The sequence below is a fragment of the Pseudoalteromonas sp. MIP2626 genome (assembly GCF_013414205.1).
Taxonomy (GTDB): domain Bacteria; phylum Pseudomonadota; class Gammaproteobacteria; order Enterobacterales; family Alteromonadaceae; genus Pseudoalteromonas; species Pseudoalteromonas nigrifaciens.
This window is the reverse complement of sequence record NZ_JAATTW010000002.1, coordinates 19,482-35,094: the sequence shown is the minus strand read 5'-3', so window position 1 is coordinate 35,094 and position 15,613 is coordinate 19,482. Positions and strand designations below refer to the sequence as shown.

Sequence of the window (15,613 nt, the reverse complement as noted above, 5' to 3'; positions counted from 1 at the left end):
AATAATTATGAGTAGATGGTACAGAACGGGTGTAGTAACCCTAACGAAAGATAGCGACAAAGTAATAGGTGTGGGCACATATTGGGAAACAGCAGCTAACAAGCCAGCTGAGGGCGATATGTTCGTGTTAGACAACCGAGTGTACGAAGTGATGGAAGTCGTTAATGACTCTACGATAGTTATTGATAAGCCATACAACTTAGCTACTAAAACAAGCTCACCGTATGGTATTATGCGTAGTGTGTCAGCAACCACAAACACTCGACTTGCAGCACAAGTCAGTGACACATTAGAGAAGCTAGGTAATCGCGTTACTACCTCTACTACAGCCCCAAGTGCGGGGCAGGGTAAAGATGGTGACATATGGATTGTCGCAGCTCCCTAATGGAAATCCGCAATGTCGGCTATAAAAATAAACGGTACTTGGCAACGAGTATCGGCAATAAAAATAAAGAAAGGGGGCGTGTGGGTAGACCATACTGCCCTTTACGCTAGGCTTGAAGGTGCGTGGCACTTAATTGACTTGGGCGCAGAGGCGAAAGGCCCCGCGTACCATGTATGGAAAGCGTATGCAGATGATGCCTATGGCGTTGGCATTAGTCTCGACCCAACTGACAAAACGTACCTTGGCCTCGCTACAGGCCAAACGGTTGCAGAGCCGAACTTGTCCGATCCTACAATTTTTGATTGGTCACTAATCAAGGGCAAAGATGGCGTCGATGTTGATCAAACAGTCCTCGATGAAATACAAACAACCACTTCGAATACCTCAAACCGCGTAAGTACGTTAGAACAAACCAGTGCCCACAGTGCAACACGGATAACCAGTGTTGAAACAAAAGCTACGTTAATAGATGGCAAAGTATCTACAGCACAAAAAGCAGCAGATGCAGCCGATGCTAAGGCCGTAGCCGCAGGCAAAATCGTAACAACAGTATCTAACCGTGTTGGCATGTTAGAGCAAACGGGTGTTGATAATGCCAGTCGCCTAACAAATGTTGAAACGAAATCAACGACAGCAGTAACGAACGCAGCTACAGCACAAGCTCAAGCTGATAAAGGTGTTACAGATGCTGCAGATGCTAAACTTGTTGCGGGTAAGAGTGCTACCGATGCAGCAGCTGCTAAGCTCACCGCCGATAGTGCTGTCCGTACGGTCACTGAGATTACAAGCCGTGTGGGTACGTTGGAGAAAACGAGCTTAGATAGCGCGAGCCGTCTAACGAATGTCGAAACAACATCAAACACAGCAGTAACAAAAGCCACCGCAGCTAAGCTTGCAGCGGACGCAGCTGTACAAACGGTAAAAACGGTGAATAACCGTGTCACTATTCTCGAAGAAACCAGCTTAGATAGTGCCTCAAGGATTACTACAGTTGAAACAACGTCAAGTACAGCGGTCGCAGCAGCGGCGGCAGCTAAGGCAAAGGCGGATAAAGGTGTTCTGGACGCAGCAGCAGCCCAAGCTAAAGCAGAAAAAGGCGTAGCAGATGCCGCCGCAGCTCAGGCCAAGGCGAATACGAGTACCACAAACGCAGCGGCAGCTAAAGTTGCGGGCGATAAAGGTATTGCGGACGCTAAGGCTGCAAAACTTGTAGCAGATAAAGGTGTTCTGGATGCAGCAGCGGCACAGGCCAAGGCTAACAAGGCAGCTACTGACCTAGTAACAGTCACGAACCGCGTTACCGCTACCGAAAAAACAGATGCGGCTCATGCGTCAAGGCTTACAGCTGTTGAAACGAAGTCGAACGCTACGTCAAGCAAGGTTACAGTTCTCGAAAAAACAACGAGCGACAGTGCTACGCGCATTGAGGCGGTTAATACACAGCGCGGTAAAGATATTGCAGCGTCTACGTCTACAGCTAAAACGTACACAGACCAAATCACCGGTGCGATAAAAGCTGAACGTGTAATCAAAGCTGATGCTAACGGTAAAGTGTCGGGCGTACACATGATTGCTACGGGCAGTGGCGCAGATGCTGGCGGCAAGCTTTACTTCCAAGCGGATGAAATTGCTATTGTACCGCCAAGCTGGAACGGCGTAACTGAGCTAGATAAAACAAAGTTCCCGTTCTACTTCTCAGAAGATAGAAACTCAATGTACTTGGATGAGGCAACCATTAAAAAGCTGTCTGCCGAGATTATTGACTCAGGGCGACTAGTGGTAGATGGCCTAAGTCTTATGACCAAAGACCTGTCACTTCCTGCGGGATCAATCACTGGCGACATGCTTGATGCCTCGTTTAAAGATGGCTTGGTGCGTGTTAACCCAAATGGTGCGGTGCTAGGTGGTACAGTATCAAAAGAGGTTCGTGGCGTAGCTTATGGCACAAGCCTTAAACTTCCTGCGCTCAAGTCAGGTGGTAACGTCCACACAATCAACGCACGTATTGTGGCACCAAACGGCAACGACCGTATTTCAGGCCATATCAACGTATCGCTGTTTGTAAACGGTGCGGCCTTGAAGTTCAACGATGGTTTTGTTGTTAAGAAAGTTGAAATCGAAATTGAGAAAAAGCTGGTTGGTGGTCCATCACAGTATTACGTGTATGTGTCGTCAGTTAACTTCTCTGAGCAGATAATAACGCCTGCTAGAGTATCAGGCACAGATTACGTGTACGAGATGCGTGTGGTCGGTGTTCATGTGAATGATACATCGTATGCCGCGCAGTATTCGTTGTCGTTCTCAGCGTCAGAGCCAGTAAAATCAAGCGGTGGTTTCATAACTGATGTTAACTGGAACGAGGTTAAGAGCAAACCAGCACAGGCTACTCGCTGGCCTTCATGGGGCGAAGTAGGCGGCAAACCAGCACTAGCACTAGCGAATCAGGTGTTAACGAACGTACCAGCGGGCGCTAAGTTCACAGATACCAATACCCATCGTGCAATTAGTGACAGTGTGGCGACAGTAAATGCGGGTACTTCGGCCAGCTTAACGGCAGTTAAAACAGCATATGATAGAGGTACTTCGGCACTTAACACGGCTAATACAAAGTTAGCGGCAACAGCTAAGGCGGTGGACTCGGCTAAGTTAGAAGGCCAAGCGGGTAGCTTTTACGCTAAATCAAGTCAGGTACTAACAAATGTACCAGCGGGTGCAAAGTTCACTGATACCAATACCCATCGTGCTATTAGTGACAGTGTGGCGTCAGTTAATGCGGGTGTGTCGGCCAGCTCAACAGCGGTGAAAACAGCGTATGACAAAGGTGTTGATGCAAAAGCTAGAGCTGATAGTGCTTACAACCTAGCCAACGGTAAGCTGGGCGCGGGTTCTAAAGCGGTTGACTCCGATAAGCTAGGTGGATTGAACTCTAGTAGCTTTGTAAAAACGGCGAGGCTTGAGGCGCTAAGTTCTGCGTCAAAGGTTGCAGCAGACACATGGGATAAAACAGGTATTAACTACTCAGACACTGCGTTGTTCGGTAGCCCTGATGGTGCGCTCTATGCAAATGCTTACTCGTCGGTGTGGCAGCACCAAATCTATGGGGACTACAGGTCTGGTAATATCGCGGTTAGGGGGAAAAACAATGGAGTATGGCAGCCTTGGAGAACTGTATGGTCTTCGGGTAATGATGGCGCGGGTTCTGGACTTGATGCCGACTTACTAGACGGGCAGCAGGGTAGCTTTTATGCTAAAGCAAGTCAGGTACTAACAAACGTACCAGCGGGCGCTAAGTTTACTGATACCAATACCCATCGTGCGATTAGTGACAGCATATCTACAGTAAACGCGGGAATTTCTGCCAGCTTAACGGCGGTAAAATCAGCGTATGACAGAGGCACTTCGGCGCTCAATGTGGCTAATACTAAGCTGGGTGCTACAGCAAAGGCAGTCGATTCAGCAAAGCTAGAAGGTAGAGCAGCAGCTACATTCGCTAACGCGGCGCATACTCACGCGGGTCATGATGTTAAAACACTAGGCCACCGCTTATCAGTAGATAGCGATGGTAAAATCAGGTCAAACCACACTGATTATCGCCGCGCAGGTATGTATGGCATCTATGATCCGGCGCGAATTGATCATATATGGTCGATGGGCACTGCGTATCAGATCCCTGCAAACGGGGCGAACTTCGGCAACTTGTATGGCCTAGCGTATAAACACACAAATAATGCTACTGGCGGCACAATGGCTGGCGGCCATCAAATGGTGTGGGTTGTTAGCGGAGCACCAAAGGCTGCAATGGGCGAGTCTGGTCTGTGGTCGGCGTCAGCGATAACAGCTGGGGGAGAGATTACGGCAAACGGCTTCATTAGAGCCAATGGCGGTCTTATCCAAGATGGTCATGTAGTCCTCAACGGTACTGATACTTGGCTCCGTTCTAAGGGATCTGATGGATGGCACAGTACCTCTTACGGTGGTGGCATTCATATGACTGATGGTACGTGGGTTCGAGTGTATGGGGGGAAAGGTTTCTATGTATCTAACACCTCAAATAGCTCGATCAACACGGCGGGTGGCGTGATGGGGTCAAAAGGCTACCGCAGGGATAACTTAGGTAGCTCATGGATAAGCCAAAAAGATACAGAGGCCGTAGGACTGTATAACAGCACACCTATCAGCACATCTAGCTATGCGGCGGTTGTCCGACAGAAACACGCAAGCCACACCTACACTCTCGGTGGACTGGGTAACGCCTACTTTGGTTTCTTCTCTTTCCACAATACTAAAACTGCAAATGGTTCTGATGGTCACTTCCGCATGGACGTAAGTGGTAACTGTGAGGCTTCGGGTGTGATGAAGGTCAAAGCGACCAATAACACTATCTCTCGCGTACTAACATATGACGACTTCTTACCAGCGAACCCGCCAGCTGGTCTAGAAAATACGATAACTGCTAACTGGATTGGTGCAGGTGCTATTAACGCTCGTCACTTACAAGTAACTAGTATTGTTAAGGCAGGCACAGCATATACCAGCTTTAAAGTTGCACCAGATGCAGAGCGCCCTATTTCTTTGTCTAAAACTGACTCTGCGGGTAACGAGGTTGAGCCAATATTCTATGTAGATACAAAGGGTAATGGGTACTTCAAGGGCAAGCTATCTAAGGGCACTGTAGATATTGAGTCAATTCAGGAAGAGGCGCGTAAGCAGATAAACCCGTATTACTTAGGTACTGTGGCGGGGGGATCGCAAGGGGATTACAGCAGATTGAGCATGACGTCGGGGACTTCGTCATCCCTACCTTTCGTGCGAACGGTGCAAGGGAAAGTAAACTTAGCATGGACTCTAGGTAACGCCTCTAAAATCACGACCCGCCCTGCAAACACGGCTGAGGGGCAAATACCTTCTTGGCGCGTAGAGATATTCAAGGGGTCAGTATCGGGCACTAGGATCGTGAATAAGACATACTGGGGGGATGGGCATTTCTCAGATGTAAAGGGTGTTGTTTCGGGCTGGCAGAACATTCATATAGAGGATAGCTATACGGACACAAGTGCAGCGGCGTCACAGGTATACGCGATTAGGGTTACGTACCTCACGGGGCGGATGAAAAACCTGTTTCGTACTTTGTTCACCGCTCATTCTCCAGCGTTCAAACAGATGAGGGTAGGGTATGAGTACACGACGCTGTACTATGCGCCAGCAGGCACAGGTTGGGGAGACTTACCACTAAGTGCTGATTACGATAAGTTTGAGTTCTTAGCTGTATCAGGTTCGGATGGCAAAAAGAACTGGCAGGGTGTGACAATAATCCCTACACACCACATAACGCATGATGCGGGTATTACGGTTACAAAACATTTCCTGATGCAAGGGATGGGCTATGACAGTTTCTGGAAGGGTATTATGTCAGGCAAACGGTTGGTTAAGGTGGTGGATGCCAACAGCTTGGTGTACCGAGTATGGGGCGTCAACATGGTAGAGAAGGTATAGCATGATGAATATAAATAACATTCCGCAAAGTGAAGAGGTTTTTTATAAAGCCTATGTCGATAAGGCTACATGCCGTAACGTCCAAGTGTGGCCTGTGCCTGAGGACTTGGATAACTGGCACGAGGTTGACTTCGATGAGTCGTTCGATTATTCAGGCAAAACGTATGACCCAGCCGCTTGCGAGTGGGGGGCTACTGTTGAAAGCGACGAGGCATATAACGAACGTATGCTCGATGAGAGGCGCGAGGCGTACATCGAATCGGACAAACTGTTTATGGAATGGCAGTATGACCAGACGCCGGAGTCAAAGGCCGCGTGGGTTGAGGCTGTCGCTAAAGTAAAGCGGGACTTCCCTTTTAAATAACAATAACAGTGTTACTACTTTATCGTTAAGTAGTAACACGCTATACTGCCCGCTCATCACCATAGGAGACAAAATATGTTCACAGCAGCATTCACCGACCCGCAGGGTACTGCATACAAAGCCGCCGTTTGCCAAGTGCTACAGGCCAGCTTTTCTGAAAACAAGAGCGAATCGTTTGAGTTCGACATAGCGACAAGCACAGGTGCAGTGTCAAGTGGTTCATCTAGCTTTTCACTAAACTACCGCATGGGCTATTGGCCTACGCAAGCAGCAAAGGACGCAGGCACACCGCCTTATACTTTGATCGACAGTGCTACATTTTCGCCGGACTTCGCTGATTACGCGCTAGAGGCCGAAACGTACGCGGGCTTAACGGCAGAGGCCGCAGCTGAGTTGCACTGTAAAACAGAAATCATGGGGGTTTCAGCATGAACGAAGAACAACAAAAAGCAGCAGAGTTGATCCGCTTAAAGGCACGACTGTTCGACATGCAAGAAGAGTCGCAAGGCTTAACAGAAGTATTGAGCGCAATCGCTAAGCGTGTTGGTTTCACAGGCCAAAGCTTATCTGCACTGATTGAAGCTGTACCTGAAATTGAGGTCGTTGAAAGTGAGTAAGTTCGCGGCGTTCATTATCTCGCGGCTTGTAACAACAGAGCTGTTAGTTAAGCTCATGCTGTTCGCATCCGAAAAGCTGGTAAAGAGCACCAAAGCTGAGTGGGATAATGAGCTACACGCAATCGTGAAAGACGCGCTCACAAAGTAGTACCGCAATACCAAAAGACCCTGCCTATAAGTGGCGGGGCTTTTTTGTGCCAATTTTATAGACACTAAGATCCCTGTCCTCTATCCTAGTCGGCGGGGGGTAAACTTGTCAGGAGCATGACATATGAGTGATTTAGATTTACCCAAAGGCGTAACATTGCATCGCGGTAAAATCCGTATTGCATTCAGACCGCCACACGAAAAAGTACAATGGAAAAGGTCACTAGGCATAATAGCCACCAAAGCTAATATCAAGGCCGCTGAGCAAATGCTAAATTCGATCAGGCGTGACATAAGCTTAGGCCAGTTTAACCTAGCCGACTACTTCCCGAATGACCCCAGCCTAAAGAAAGAGCAGCGTATGCTTTCGCATATGTTGGGCAAGCACTTTCTAAAGGCTAAAGCTGGGCTAGTAAAAGGTTCAACAATTGACGCATATAAAAGGCATGCAGACCTTATTATTAGAGCAATTGGGGATGTTGACGTCGCAAACGTAGATGTTAAGGCTGCTAAGCATATAAGAGAGGCAATAATTAGTAGCTCACCATCTGATTATACAGCGTCACTTCGTTTGTGGATAGTCCGCGTTACCGTGCGTCGCGCAGTACGTGAGCTAGACCTTAAAACAGACCCGTTCGGCTCGTTCCTTGATACGGTTGAACGTAAGTCAAAGGCGTTGAAAATAGGTGAACGGGAAACAGACGTGTTGAACACCGATGAAGTATTTACCATTGGTGAGTCTGAGAAAATAGTTAATGCTTGCCGTTCAGAAAATAACAAGCGGCTCGTGACATTCCTTTTTTGGTCCGGATTAAGACCAGGCGAGGCCGCAGCACTAAGGAGAGAGGACGTATGTCTACCATATATCACTGTGAGGCACACTTTAACACAAAGGGGCAAGGTACAGACACCGAAGACTGGCCGAGAGAGGAAGATTTACCTTCCATCTTCCGCGAGATTGGTCTTAGAACGACAATTGCAAACGCACGATTTCGAGAGAGTCTGGACAACGGGGAAAGGCAAGCCGTACAATACAGCAACGTTATTCAGCTCAAAGCACTGGCGCAAAATTCTTGAGAGAGCTGGTATAATGTATAGACGCCCTTACATGACGCGACATAGCTTTGCCAGTTGGATGCTCAAAGCTGGTGAACCTGAGAGTGCAGTTGCAAATCATTTAGGGCATAATGACGTTACTATGGTGCGGAAGGTTTATGGTAAGTTCATCCCCGATTCAAAGCCGGTTTGGACCCTCGATGACCCCGCAAAAATTGATACCTTAAAAAGATCAATGATTACAACATCTTAGGTGCTTGGCACTTAAAAGCAAGAATTTATAGGGCCATAATGCTCACTGCGGTATATAAAAGTAAGAAAAAAGCGGATAGCTTCTTATTTGTTGAAAAAAGAGATGATTTTACTAAAGTTCCGGAACCTTTAATGGCTATGTTTGGTCAACCTAAATATGTGATGCTGATAAACCTAGCAAAACGTGAGGTGTTAGGTACAGCTGATTTAGAAACCGTAAAAGCAGCATTGACAGAAAAAGGGTATTATTTACAAATACCGCCTCCGCAAGAGAATCTGTTAAGCCAATTGCGAAAAGAAAACGGAGCCGAGAATGATTAAAAAATTAGCCATAATTTTATGTGGAGTATGTTTAAGCACATCTGTAATGGCAAAAACCCAAGCTGAATTTCAAACATATTTAGACGCTTTAAAGCAAGAAGCAATTGCAAAGGGTTACGACAGCCAGCTTATTGATCAAGCATTTGCTGGTGCAAGCTATAAAGAAAAAATAGTATCTGCAGATAAAAATCAGCCAGAAGTTAAAGAAACGCTCGAAACCTATTTACCTAAACGCGTACCGCAATGGAAAATTGATCGCGCCCGTAAATTATACGCCGAAAACCAAGACGTGCTAGAAAAAGTAGCTAAAGACTTTGGCGTGCAAGCGCGCTTTATTGTGGCAATTTGGGGCCTTGAAAGTAACTTTGGTGCTATACAAGGTGGCCATAATGTAATTTCATCGCTCGTTACGCTCGCATTCGATGGTCGTCGCGAAACCATGTATAAAAAACAGCTTTGGGCTGCGCTTGATATTTTAAAGTCAGGGCACATTACCCTTGATAAGTTTAAAGGCTCTTGGGCAGGTGCTATGGGGCAAACGCAATTTATGCCTACCTCATTTAACGCTTACGCGGTTGACTATAATAACGATGGTCGCAAAGATATTTGGACTACCAAAGAAGATGCATTCGCCTCTATTGCTAATTACTTAAAGCAAGAAGGCTGGAACGACTCGCTTACATGGGGTCGTCAGGTTAAGTTACCAGAAAACTTTGATAGTAAATACGTGCTAGTGCGCGGTACTAAAACGCGTAAACAATGGTTAGAATTTTGGAATGATTCAGAGCGCTCATTAGCCGAATGGCAAGCACTAGGTGTACGCCGTGCAGATGGTAGTGATCTGCCAAATGTAGATGTACGAGCAGCGTTGGTAATGCCAGATGATATAAATGGTCGTATGTACTTAGCCTACGATAACTATAAAGTATTTATGCACTGGAATCGCTCGTATTACTTTGCTACCAGTGTAGGTTATTTGTCAGACAGAATTGGCTATCCAAAAATATAATACAGATTAAATAAGTATCTAAAAAAAAGCCGCAATTGCGGCTTTTTTGAATTTTGGGTTTTACTTACTCTTTTTTAAATATTTTATCTTTTAAATCAATTACCTTACCGATGCCAGATCCTAACTTCATTAGCTTATTAAGCTGCTCAGGGGTTAAACGCTGTAATTCAGATGACCATTTAGTCACTGTTTCAAGCAGGTTATGAATTTCGCCCATTTGTTTTTGTGCGTAAAGTTCATCTTCGTTGCTTGCAGTATCTAATAGATTATCGCGCAGTAAGCTTAGAGTAGGCTCTACTTCGCGTTTTTTACGTTCTTCGAACACCCGGTTAGCCATATCCCAAATATCACCCGCAGGGGCATAATATTCTTTTCTGTCGCCAGGAATATGTTGTACTTTAATGAGCTGCCACGATTGCAGCTCTTTAATGCCCATACTAACATTGCCGCGTGAAATACTGAGGGATTCTGCAATTTGGTTCGCGGTCATCGGATTTTTAGTAATAATCAATAAGCCACACATTTGTCCAATAGTACGATTGAATCCCCAGCGGCTACCCATTTCACCACAGTGCATTACAAAGGAAAAATTTTTGTCGGATAAACTCATAGCTTCTTAATTTTTAGTAATTTCAGAAACTAATGCTAGCACGCTTATTGAGTATGGCAAGATTTTACAGCGAGTTAAGTAATTACTGTCAGACTAAAGTTTAATTTAGATTAATAATCACTCAGCTATATTGGTTTAAGTTGTAACGGGTATAAAGCAATGAAGTTTATTTTTAATACACATTAATACTTATTTTATAGGTATTACTTAAACGATGGAATGATTATGAAAGCTGCAATTAATAATGAATTTAAAGGTAAATTACAAATAATAGACATGCCTATCCCAGAGGTTGGCATAAATGATGTATTGGTAAAAATAGCGGCCTGTGGGGTGTGTCATACAGATTTACATGCATGTCATGGCGATTGGCCTGTTGCGCCTAAAATGCCTTTAGTGCCAGGTCACGAAGGCGTAGGTGTAATTGAAAAGGTCGGTAGCAATATTAAACACCTAGAAGTAGGCGATCGCGTAGGTGTGCCTTGGCTTTACAGTGCCTGTGGGCATTGTGAGTTTTGCTTAGATGGCAGAGAAACCCTGTGTTTGTCACAGCATAATACCGGCTACTCTATAGATGGTAGTTACGCCGAATATTGTTTAGCACACGGTGACTACGTGGTAAAAATACCCGAAGGGCTTGGCTTTTCAGAAGCCGCGCCATTATTTTGCGCTGGAGTAACCACGTATAAAGCACTTAAAGTATCGGGAGCTAAACCCGGGCAATGGGTGGCTATTGTGGGAGTAGGCGGTCTTGGGCACTTAGCTGTACAGTATGCTAAAGCAATGGGGTTTAATGTTATAGCGGTTGATACCGGCAAAGAAAAACTCGCGCTGGCCAAAGAGCTTGGCGCAGATATTACCCTCGACTTTAAAGAAGTGGTTCCAAGCGAAGCCATTTTTGAACAAGTAGGCGGCGCGCATGCAGTTGTATGTACTGCAGTTTCAAAGCCTGGTTTTGAGCAAGCTTATAAAAGTGTACGTCGTGGTGGTAAGTGTGTGTTAGTTGGTTTACCGCCAGAGGATATGCCATTACCTATTTTTGACACAGTATTAAATGGTGTGTCAGTTGTGGGCTCTATTGTAGGTACTCGAAAAGATTTACAAGAGTGCTTAGAATTTGCAGCACAAGGTAAAGTAAAAGCAATTATTGAAGAAAAACGCTTAGAGGATATTAACGAAATTTTTGATGATATGCTCAAAGGCGAAATTAACGGCCGTATAGTTGTTACTATTTAACGGTTAAAAAAGGCAATAAAAGGCGTACATATTAAGTATGTACGCCTTTTATTATTTTAGTGACAAATCCTAGTTAAAGTGTGTAGCTAAAGCTCAATTTAGCATTGCGCTCTTGCCCAGGCATACCGCCTAAAAACATGGCTTTAGAGTAATAACGCTTATTAAATAAATTATTAAGATTTAGCTGCATATGCCATTTATCAGTTGTGTACGAAATAGCAGTGTCATAAATTGTATAGCTAGGTACATAACCATCCGGAATCGAAAACGAGCTAGAGTTAGTGCTGCGGTTATCTACAAAAGTAATACCGCCGCTAATATTTACCGCCTCTGGTAAATTAAACATGTTTGCGTAGTAAGTTACCCAAGTGCTGGCAGTTACATAGGGCACGCCTTTTTGGCGAGTATCGAAACTGCTGCTATTAGGATTACTTTGATCACGTGCATCTTGGTATACGCCGTTGACGTTTATTTTCCATTTATCGTTTAAGTAAGCGTTTAAATCAAGCTCCACACCTTTGGTTTCTTCTTTACCATTATAAAAGCTTTCAACTACCCCCTCTGCAGATACACCCGCTTCATAAAGAGGATTAGCATACTCTAAATTAGTTCGTGCGCTTTCAAATACCACAATAGATGCTAATAACTGATCGTCAAAGGCCTTAAAGCGAAATCCTAAATCGTTACTTAACGATTCAGAATCTTCTCTGTCGGCTTCGTTACCACTTACAGAGCCTAAAACACTGTAGGCTGTACGCCCTTTAGAATGATTAATAAATATCGAAAAATCATCAGTTGGCTGATAAGTCGCACCTAAATTATAGGTTAAACCACTGTCTGATGTATTTGCCTCAGGTGTTGGGTTTGCACGGCTTGAACTGTAGCGCTCATCTACACCTAAATGCTCGTAACTTTGTTTAATGCGGTTATAGGCAACCCCAATACGTGTAGTAAGGGCTTCATTAATATAGCTTACATGTTGAATACCTAACCCCCAAGCTTGTACTTTTTTATTATAGTCGCTGGTTTTAAGTGGGTCGTAATCGGCAAAGTTACCGGTTGGCCAGTTAGGCTCTCGTATATCGTAAATGTAGGGCAGTGTGCCTTGGTAAAGTAAGTTACCGTCGCTATCGTTGATCACTTTATCGGCATCATAAATAGAGTACTGTTTAAAGCCAATATCTCTATCTTCATAATTAGCGTTTACTAATAACTCGTTGTCTATATCGGCTACTGAAAAGTCGTAACGCAAATCGGCAAAGTACTGCCACGACTTCTCGTCGGCCTCCACTTGGCGATACTCTTGGCGGCGTGCTGCAAACGGGTAAAGTACACCGTCTTCAACTAGTGGCGCGCGCGGATCTTGATTTATTACTCCACTGCGGGTTGAATACACGTAATTATAAGCCCCGGTTTGACGAGCAAAGCTTGAGGTGTAATTACGATACTGCAATTGTTGATTCAAAAACAAATCATCGGTAATAAAGTAGTTGTGGGTTAATTTAAAACGCAGCTCCTCACCTTCGTTATCTTTAGCCATAGGTGAAATAATACCATTAGTACCAAAGCTGTAAGGCGTTAAACCATCGGAAGACGATAATGAATTTGCAAGCTCAATGCGTTGCGCTTCAGATAATTGCAAGCCATTGCCAGACGGATCATTTACTAAGTCAGCACCGGTTACTTGATCAGACGTTAGTCCATTTACCGAGTTTGCATCGTAAATACGAATAGGGTGACCAATTGAATCCACTGCAATGGCATCTTTAATGTAGGCCGCGGAGAGCATAATATTTTGTTTGTTATCGAATACATATTTAAGCGAGGTATAAATTTCGTCGCGATCTTCTTTTAAGTCACGAAAACCGGCACTGGAAGCCGTTTTAGCCATGACCCTATAGGCTAAATTATCGGTTATAGCATTGGTGCTATCAATCGAAAGTGCATAACTATCCCACTGGCCAAGCTCTACGCCCACTTTATGTTTTTCGTTAAACTCAGGCTTTTTTTCAATTAGGTTTATTACGCCACCAGCGCTACCTATGCCATATAAACCAGTAGCAGGGCCTTTTAGTACTTCAACCGATTCAACATTAGTAAGTGAACGAGTCGGGTTAAAGGTATTACCTAGCCCAGCACCGCCATACATACCGTCGTAGGTGTAATTGGCATCTAAGCCGCGAATAACTAAATTATCGCCAATACCGTAGTTATTGCCGGCTTGAGTTAAACCACTTACGTTGCGTACTAAGTCTTGCAGGCTTTTAACCCCTTGTGATTCTATAAGTTCACGGTCAATAATAACCACAGGAGCTGGGGTTTCCATTAACGACATATTTGACTTAGTAGCTAGGCCGGAACTCATAACAACACGGTTTTGTTTTTCGTAAACGCTAATGCGCTCTATGTTGTCTTCAACTTTTATGTCATCGGCAAAGGCTAATTGTGCATTTAAACAAGCAAGGGTAAGTAAAGAATATTTAAAGTTATGCATATAATGGTAAGTATTCGTATTTAACAAGTTGCGTGAATGATAATGGTTATCGTTATTAAAATAAATAAAAAGTTCAAAAAAAAACTTTAATAACAATCTGTTTGCTGTTTTTTTAATCGTGTTGAAATTGGTAAGCGTAACTTATGCTTTTTAAATGTACGATTAGCTTTTTCAGCCTAAGTTGGCCAAAGTTTCAGCTATAAATTGTTTAGACTTAAAATAAAGGCCCGCTATAAATTAAAAGCGGGCCTTATGTAGAGCTATCTAAAAAGAGTTACTAATTTTTGTAAACTACCCCTGCCTTCATTACAAAAGGAATGTGCTCAAGTGTTGCAATATTTTTAAGCGGATTGCCTTTTACTGCAATAATATCGGCTGCAAAGCCGGTTTTAAGTTGGCCTAACTGCTTATCCATTTTTAATAGCTTTGCGCTATTTACAGTAGATGCTTGAATTGCTTGCAGTTCAGTCATACCAAACTCAACCATGCGAGAAAACTGTTTAGCATTATCGCCATGCGGGTAAATAGCAGCATCGGTGCCAAATACCATGTTTACGCCGGCGTTCACTGCACGTTTAAAGCTATCACGCTGTACTTTAGATTTGGCGTTCTTTATCTAGGTTTTCCTCATCTACGCCATTTTGTTCGCCAAAACTCAATGTATATTCGGTATTGTAAATATCCATTGAAAGCCAAGTACCATGATCTTTAGCTAATTTAATTGCCTCGTCATCTAAATAACTGGCATGCTCTACGCTATCAACACCGGCTCTAATTGCGGTTTTTATACCATCTGTACCATGAGCATGCGCGGCTACTGGTAAGTCGCGAAGATGCGCTTCATCTACAATGGCTTTCATTTCTTCAAATGAGTACTGCTGTGCACCCAATTTAGTCCCTTTTGAAAATACTCCTCCTGTGGCACAAAATTTAATGGCGTTGGCACCGTATTTAATATTTTCGCGCACTTTAACGCGTACCGCCCATGGACCATCCGCAACGCCTTGCGAGGTATATTTAAGCTCAGGTGGCAAACGGTTGTTATCACAATGGCCGCCGGTAATACCTAAATAGGGGCCTGCTGCCCAAATACGAGGGCCAATTATATCGCCTGCATTAATTCCATCGCGTACTGCAATTACGCTGTAACCTTCTGCGCCTACGTTACGCACAGTAGTAAACCCAGCTTCTAGGGTTTTTTTCGCAAAGTATGCTGCTTTTACAGCCATACGCGGTATCGATTGTCCTACACGCTCACTGCGAGGTACCGTTGGATCGCTGGTTAAATGCACGTGCATGTCCATTAATCCTGGCATAAGTGTCAGTTCAGGCAGCTTAATATGTTCATCCCCTTTATTAAGCTTAGGCGTTTTATTGCTATCAATTGCGGTGATCACGCCATTATCTATGGTAACTAGGGGCGACTGTATTAACTTACCACTTTGAACATCAAGCATTGCCTTAGCAGATACATAAGTAACAGCATAGGCATTCATACTGTTTAAACATAAAAGTGCGATAGAAGCAGACAGTAGTTGTTTTTTCATATTAGGGGGTCTTTTATTAGTATTTTAAATTAACTCGACTTTACCAAGCTAAACACAAACTGCAAATAAATAGCGATGGCTG

The 15,613-nt window shown here is 44.3% G+C and carries 11 protein-coding genes and 1 pseudogene; 9 read left to right on the top strand and 3 right to left on the bottom strand.

Going from position 1 to position 15,613, the window contains the following annotated elements:
* Positions 1 to 7: 7 nt before the first annotated feature.
* The 8 genes from HC000_RS01945 to HC000_RS01910 all read left to right on the top strand — a co-directional run bounded on the left by HC000_RS01945 (position 8) and on the right by HC000_RS01910 (position 9,644).
* Positions 8 to 385 carry a hypothetical protein gene (locus HC000_RS01945; RefSeq protein ID WP_179806797.1) on the top strand — a complete coding sequence of 126 codons (378 nt, stop codon included), beginning with the start codon at positions 8 to 10 and terminating at the stop codon, positions 383 to 385.
* Between the two features lie 12 nt (positions 386 to 397).
* On the top strand, positions 398 to 5,878 hold the full coding sequence (locus tag HC000_RS01940; RefSeq protein WP_179806796.1) for a pyocin knob domain-containing protein: 5,481 nt from the start codon (positions 398 to 400) through the stop codon (positions 5,876 to 5,878).
* Between the two features lies 1 nt (position 5,879).
* On the top strand, positions 5,880 to 6,242 hold the full coding sequence (locus tag HC000_RS01935; RefSeq protein WP_179806795.1) for a hypothetical protein: 363 nt from the start codon (positions 5,880 to 5,882) through the stop codon (positions 6,240 to 6,242).
* Positions 6,243 to 6,317: 75 nt separating this feature from the next.
* Positions 6,318 to 6,674 (top strand): hypothetical protein, encoded by a 357-nt coding sequence (locus HC000_RS01930; RefSeq protein WP_179806794.1) that lies wholly within the window; start codon positions 6,318 to 6,320, stop codon positions 6,672 to 6,674.
* Complete coding sequence (locus tag HC000_RS01925; RefSeq protein WP_179806793.1) at positions 6,671 to 6,859, top strand: hypothetical protein; 189 nt, start codon at positions 6,671 to 6,673, stop codon at positions 6,857 to 6,859. The genes HC000_RS01930 and HC000_RS01925 overlap by 4 nt, the downstream gene beginning before the upstream one ends.
* A 271-nt stretch (positions 6,860 to 7,130) precedes the next feature.
* Positions 7,131 to 8,315, top strand: coding sequence for a tyrosine-type recombinase/integrase (locus HC000_RS01920; RefSeq protein ID WP_179806792.1), 1,185 nt, complete (start codon positions 7,131 to 7,133; stop codon positions 8,313 to 8,315).
* A 38-nt stretch (positions 8,316 to 8,353) separates the two neighbouring features.
* Complete coding sequence (locus tag HC000_RS01915) at positions 8,354 to 8,635, top strand: YcgL domain-containing protein (RefSeq protein WP_179806791.1); 282 nt, start codon at positions 8,354 to 8,356, stop codon at positions 8,633 to 8,635.
* Positions 8,628 to 9,644: a lytic murein transglycosylase gene (locus HC000_RS01910; protein ID WP_179806790.1), complete on the top strand. Its 1,017-nt coding sequence runs from the start codon at positions 8,628 to 8,630 to the stop codon at positions 9,642 to 9,644. Before HC000_RS01915 ends, HC000_RS01910 begins: the two co-directional genes overlap by 8 nt.
* A 64-nt stretch (positions 9,645 to 9,708) precedes the next feature.
* Here the strand turns inward: HC000_RS01910 and HC000_RS01905 are convergent, their stop codons facing one another.
* Complete coding sequence (locus tag HC000_RS01905) at positions 9,709 to 10,254, bottom strand: MarR family transcriptional regulator (RefSeq protein ID WP_011330134.1); 546 nt, start codon at positions 10,252 to 10,254, stop codon at positions 9,709 to 9,711.
* A gap of 225 nt (positions 10,255 to 10,479) precedes the next feature.
* Between HC000_RS01905 and adhP the strand changes: the two genes are divergently transcribed.
* Entirely contained in the window at positions 10,480 to 11,490 is a 1,011-nt protein-coding gene (gene adhP, locus HC000_RS01900; RefSeq protein WP_011330135.1) for an alcohol dehydrogenase AdhP, read from the top strand.
* A 73-nt stretch (positions 11,491 to 11,563) separates the two neighbouring features.
* Here adhP and HC000_RS01895 read toward each other — a convergent pair whose 3' ends face one another.
* Positions 11,564 to 13,984 (bottom strand): TonB-dependent receptor, encoded by a 2,421-nt coding sequence (locus HC000_RS01895; RefSeq protein ID WP_179806789.1) that lies wholly within the window; start codon positions 13,982 to 13,984, stop codon positions 11,564 to 11,566.
* Positions 13,985 to 14,261: 277 nt separating this feature from the next.
* A pseudogene (locus HC000_RS01890) lies at positions 14,262 to 15,531 on the bottom strand (amidohydrolase family protein).
* Between the last annotated feature and the right edge of the window lie 82 nt (positions 15,532 to 15,613).

What these genes read in the sequence shown, in the direction of transcription:
- HC000_RS01945 (WP_179806797.1), top strand. Translation starts at nt 8, where the DNA reads ATGAGTAGATGGTACAGAACGGGTGTAGTAACCCTAACGAAAGATAGC.
- HC000_RS01940 (WP_179806796.1), top strand. Translation starts at nt 398, where the DNA reads ATGTCGGCTATAAAAATAAACGGTACTTGGCAACGAGTATCGGCAATA.
- HC000_RS01935 (WP_179806795.1), top strand. Translation starts at nt 5,880, where the DNA reads ATGATGAATATAAATAACATTCCGCAAAGTGAAGAGGTTTTTTATAAA.
- HC000_RS01930 (WP_179806794.1), top strand. Translation starts at nt 6,318, where the DNA reads ATGTTCACAGCAGCATTCACCGACCCGCAGGGTACTGCATACAAAGCC.
- HC000_RS01915 (WP_179806791.1), top strand. Translation starts at nt 8,354, where the DNA reads ATGCTCACTGCGGTATATAAAAGTAAGAAAAAAGCGGATAGCTTCTTA.
- HC000_RS01920 (WP_179806792.1), top strand. Translation starts at nt 7,131, where the DNA reads ATGAGTGATTTAGATTTACCCAAAGGCGTAACATTGCATCGCGGTAAA.
- HC000_RS01925 (WP_179806793.1), top strand. Translation starts at nt 6,671, where the DNA reads ATGAACGAAGAACAACAAAAAGCAGCAGAGTTGATCCGCTTAAAGGCA.
- adhP (WP_011330135.1), top strand. Translation starts at nt 10,480, where the DNA reads ATGAAAGCTGCAATTAATAATGAATTTAAAGGTAAATTACAAATAATA.
- HC000_RS01895 (WP_179806789.1), bottom strand. Translation starts at nt 13,984, where the DNA reads ATGCATAACTTTAAATATTCTTTACTTACCCTTGCTTGTTTAAATGCA.
- HC000_RS01905 (WP_011330134.1), bottom strand. Translation starts at nt 10,254, where the DNA reads ATGAGTTTATCCGACAAAAATTTTTCCTTTGTAATGCACTGTGGTGAA.
- HC000_RS01910 (WP_179806790.1), top strand. Translation starts at nt 8,628, where the DNA reads ATGATTAAAAAATTAGCCATAATTTTATGTGGAGTATGTTTAAGCACA.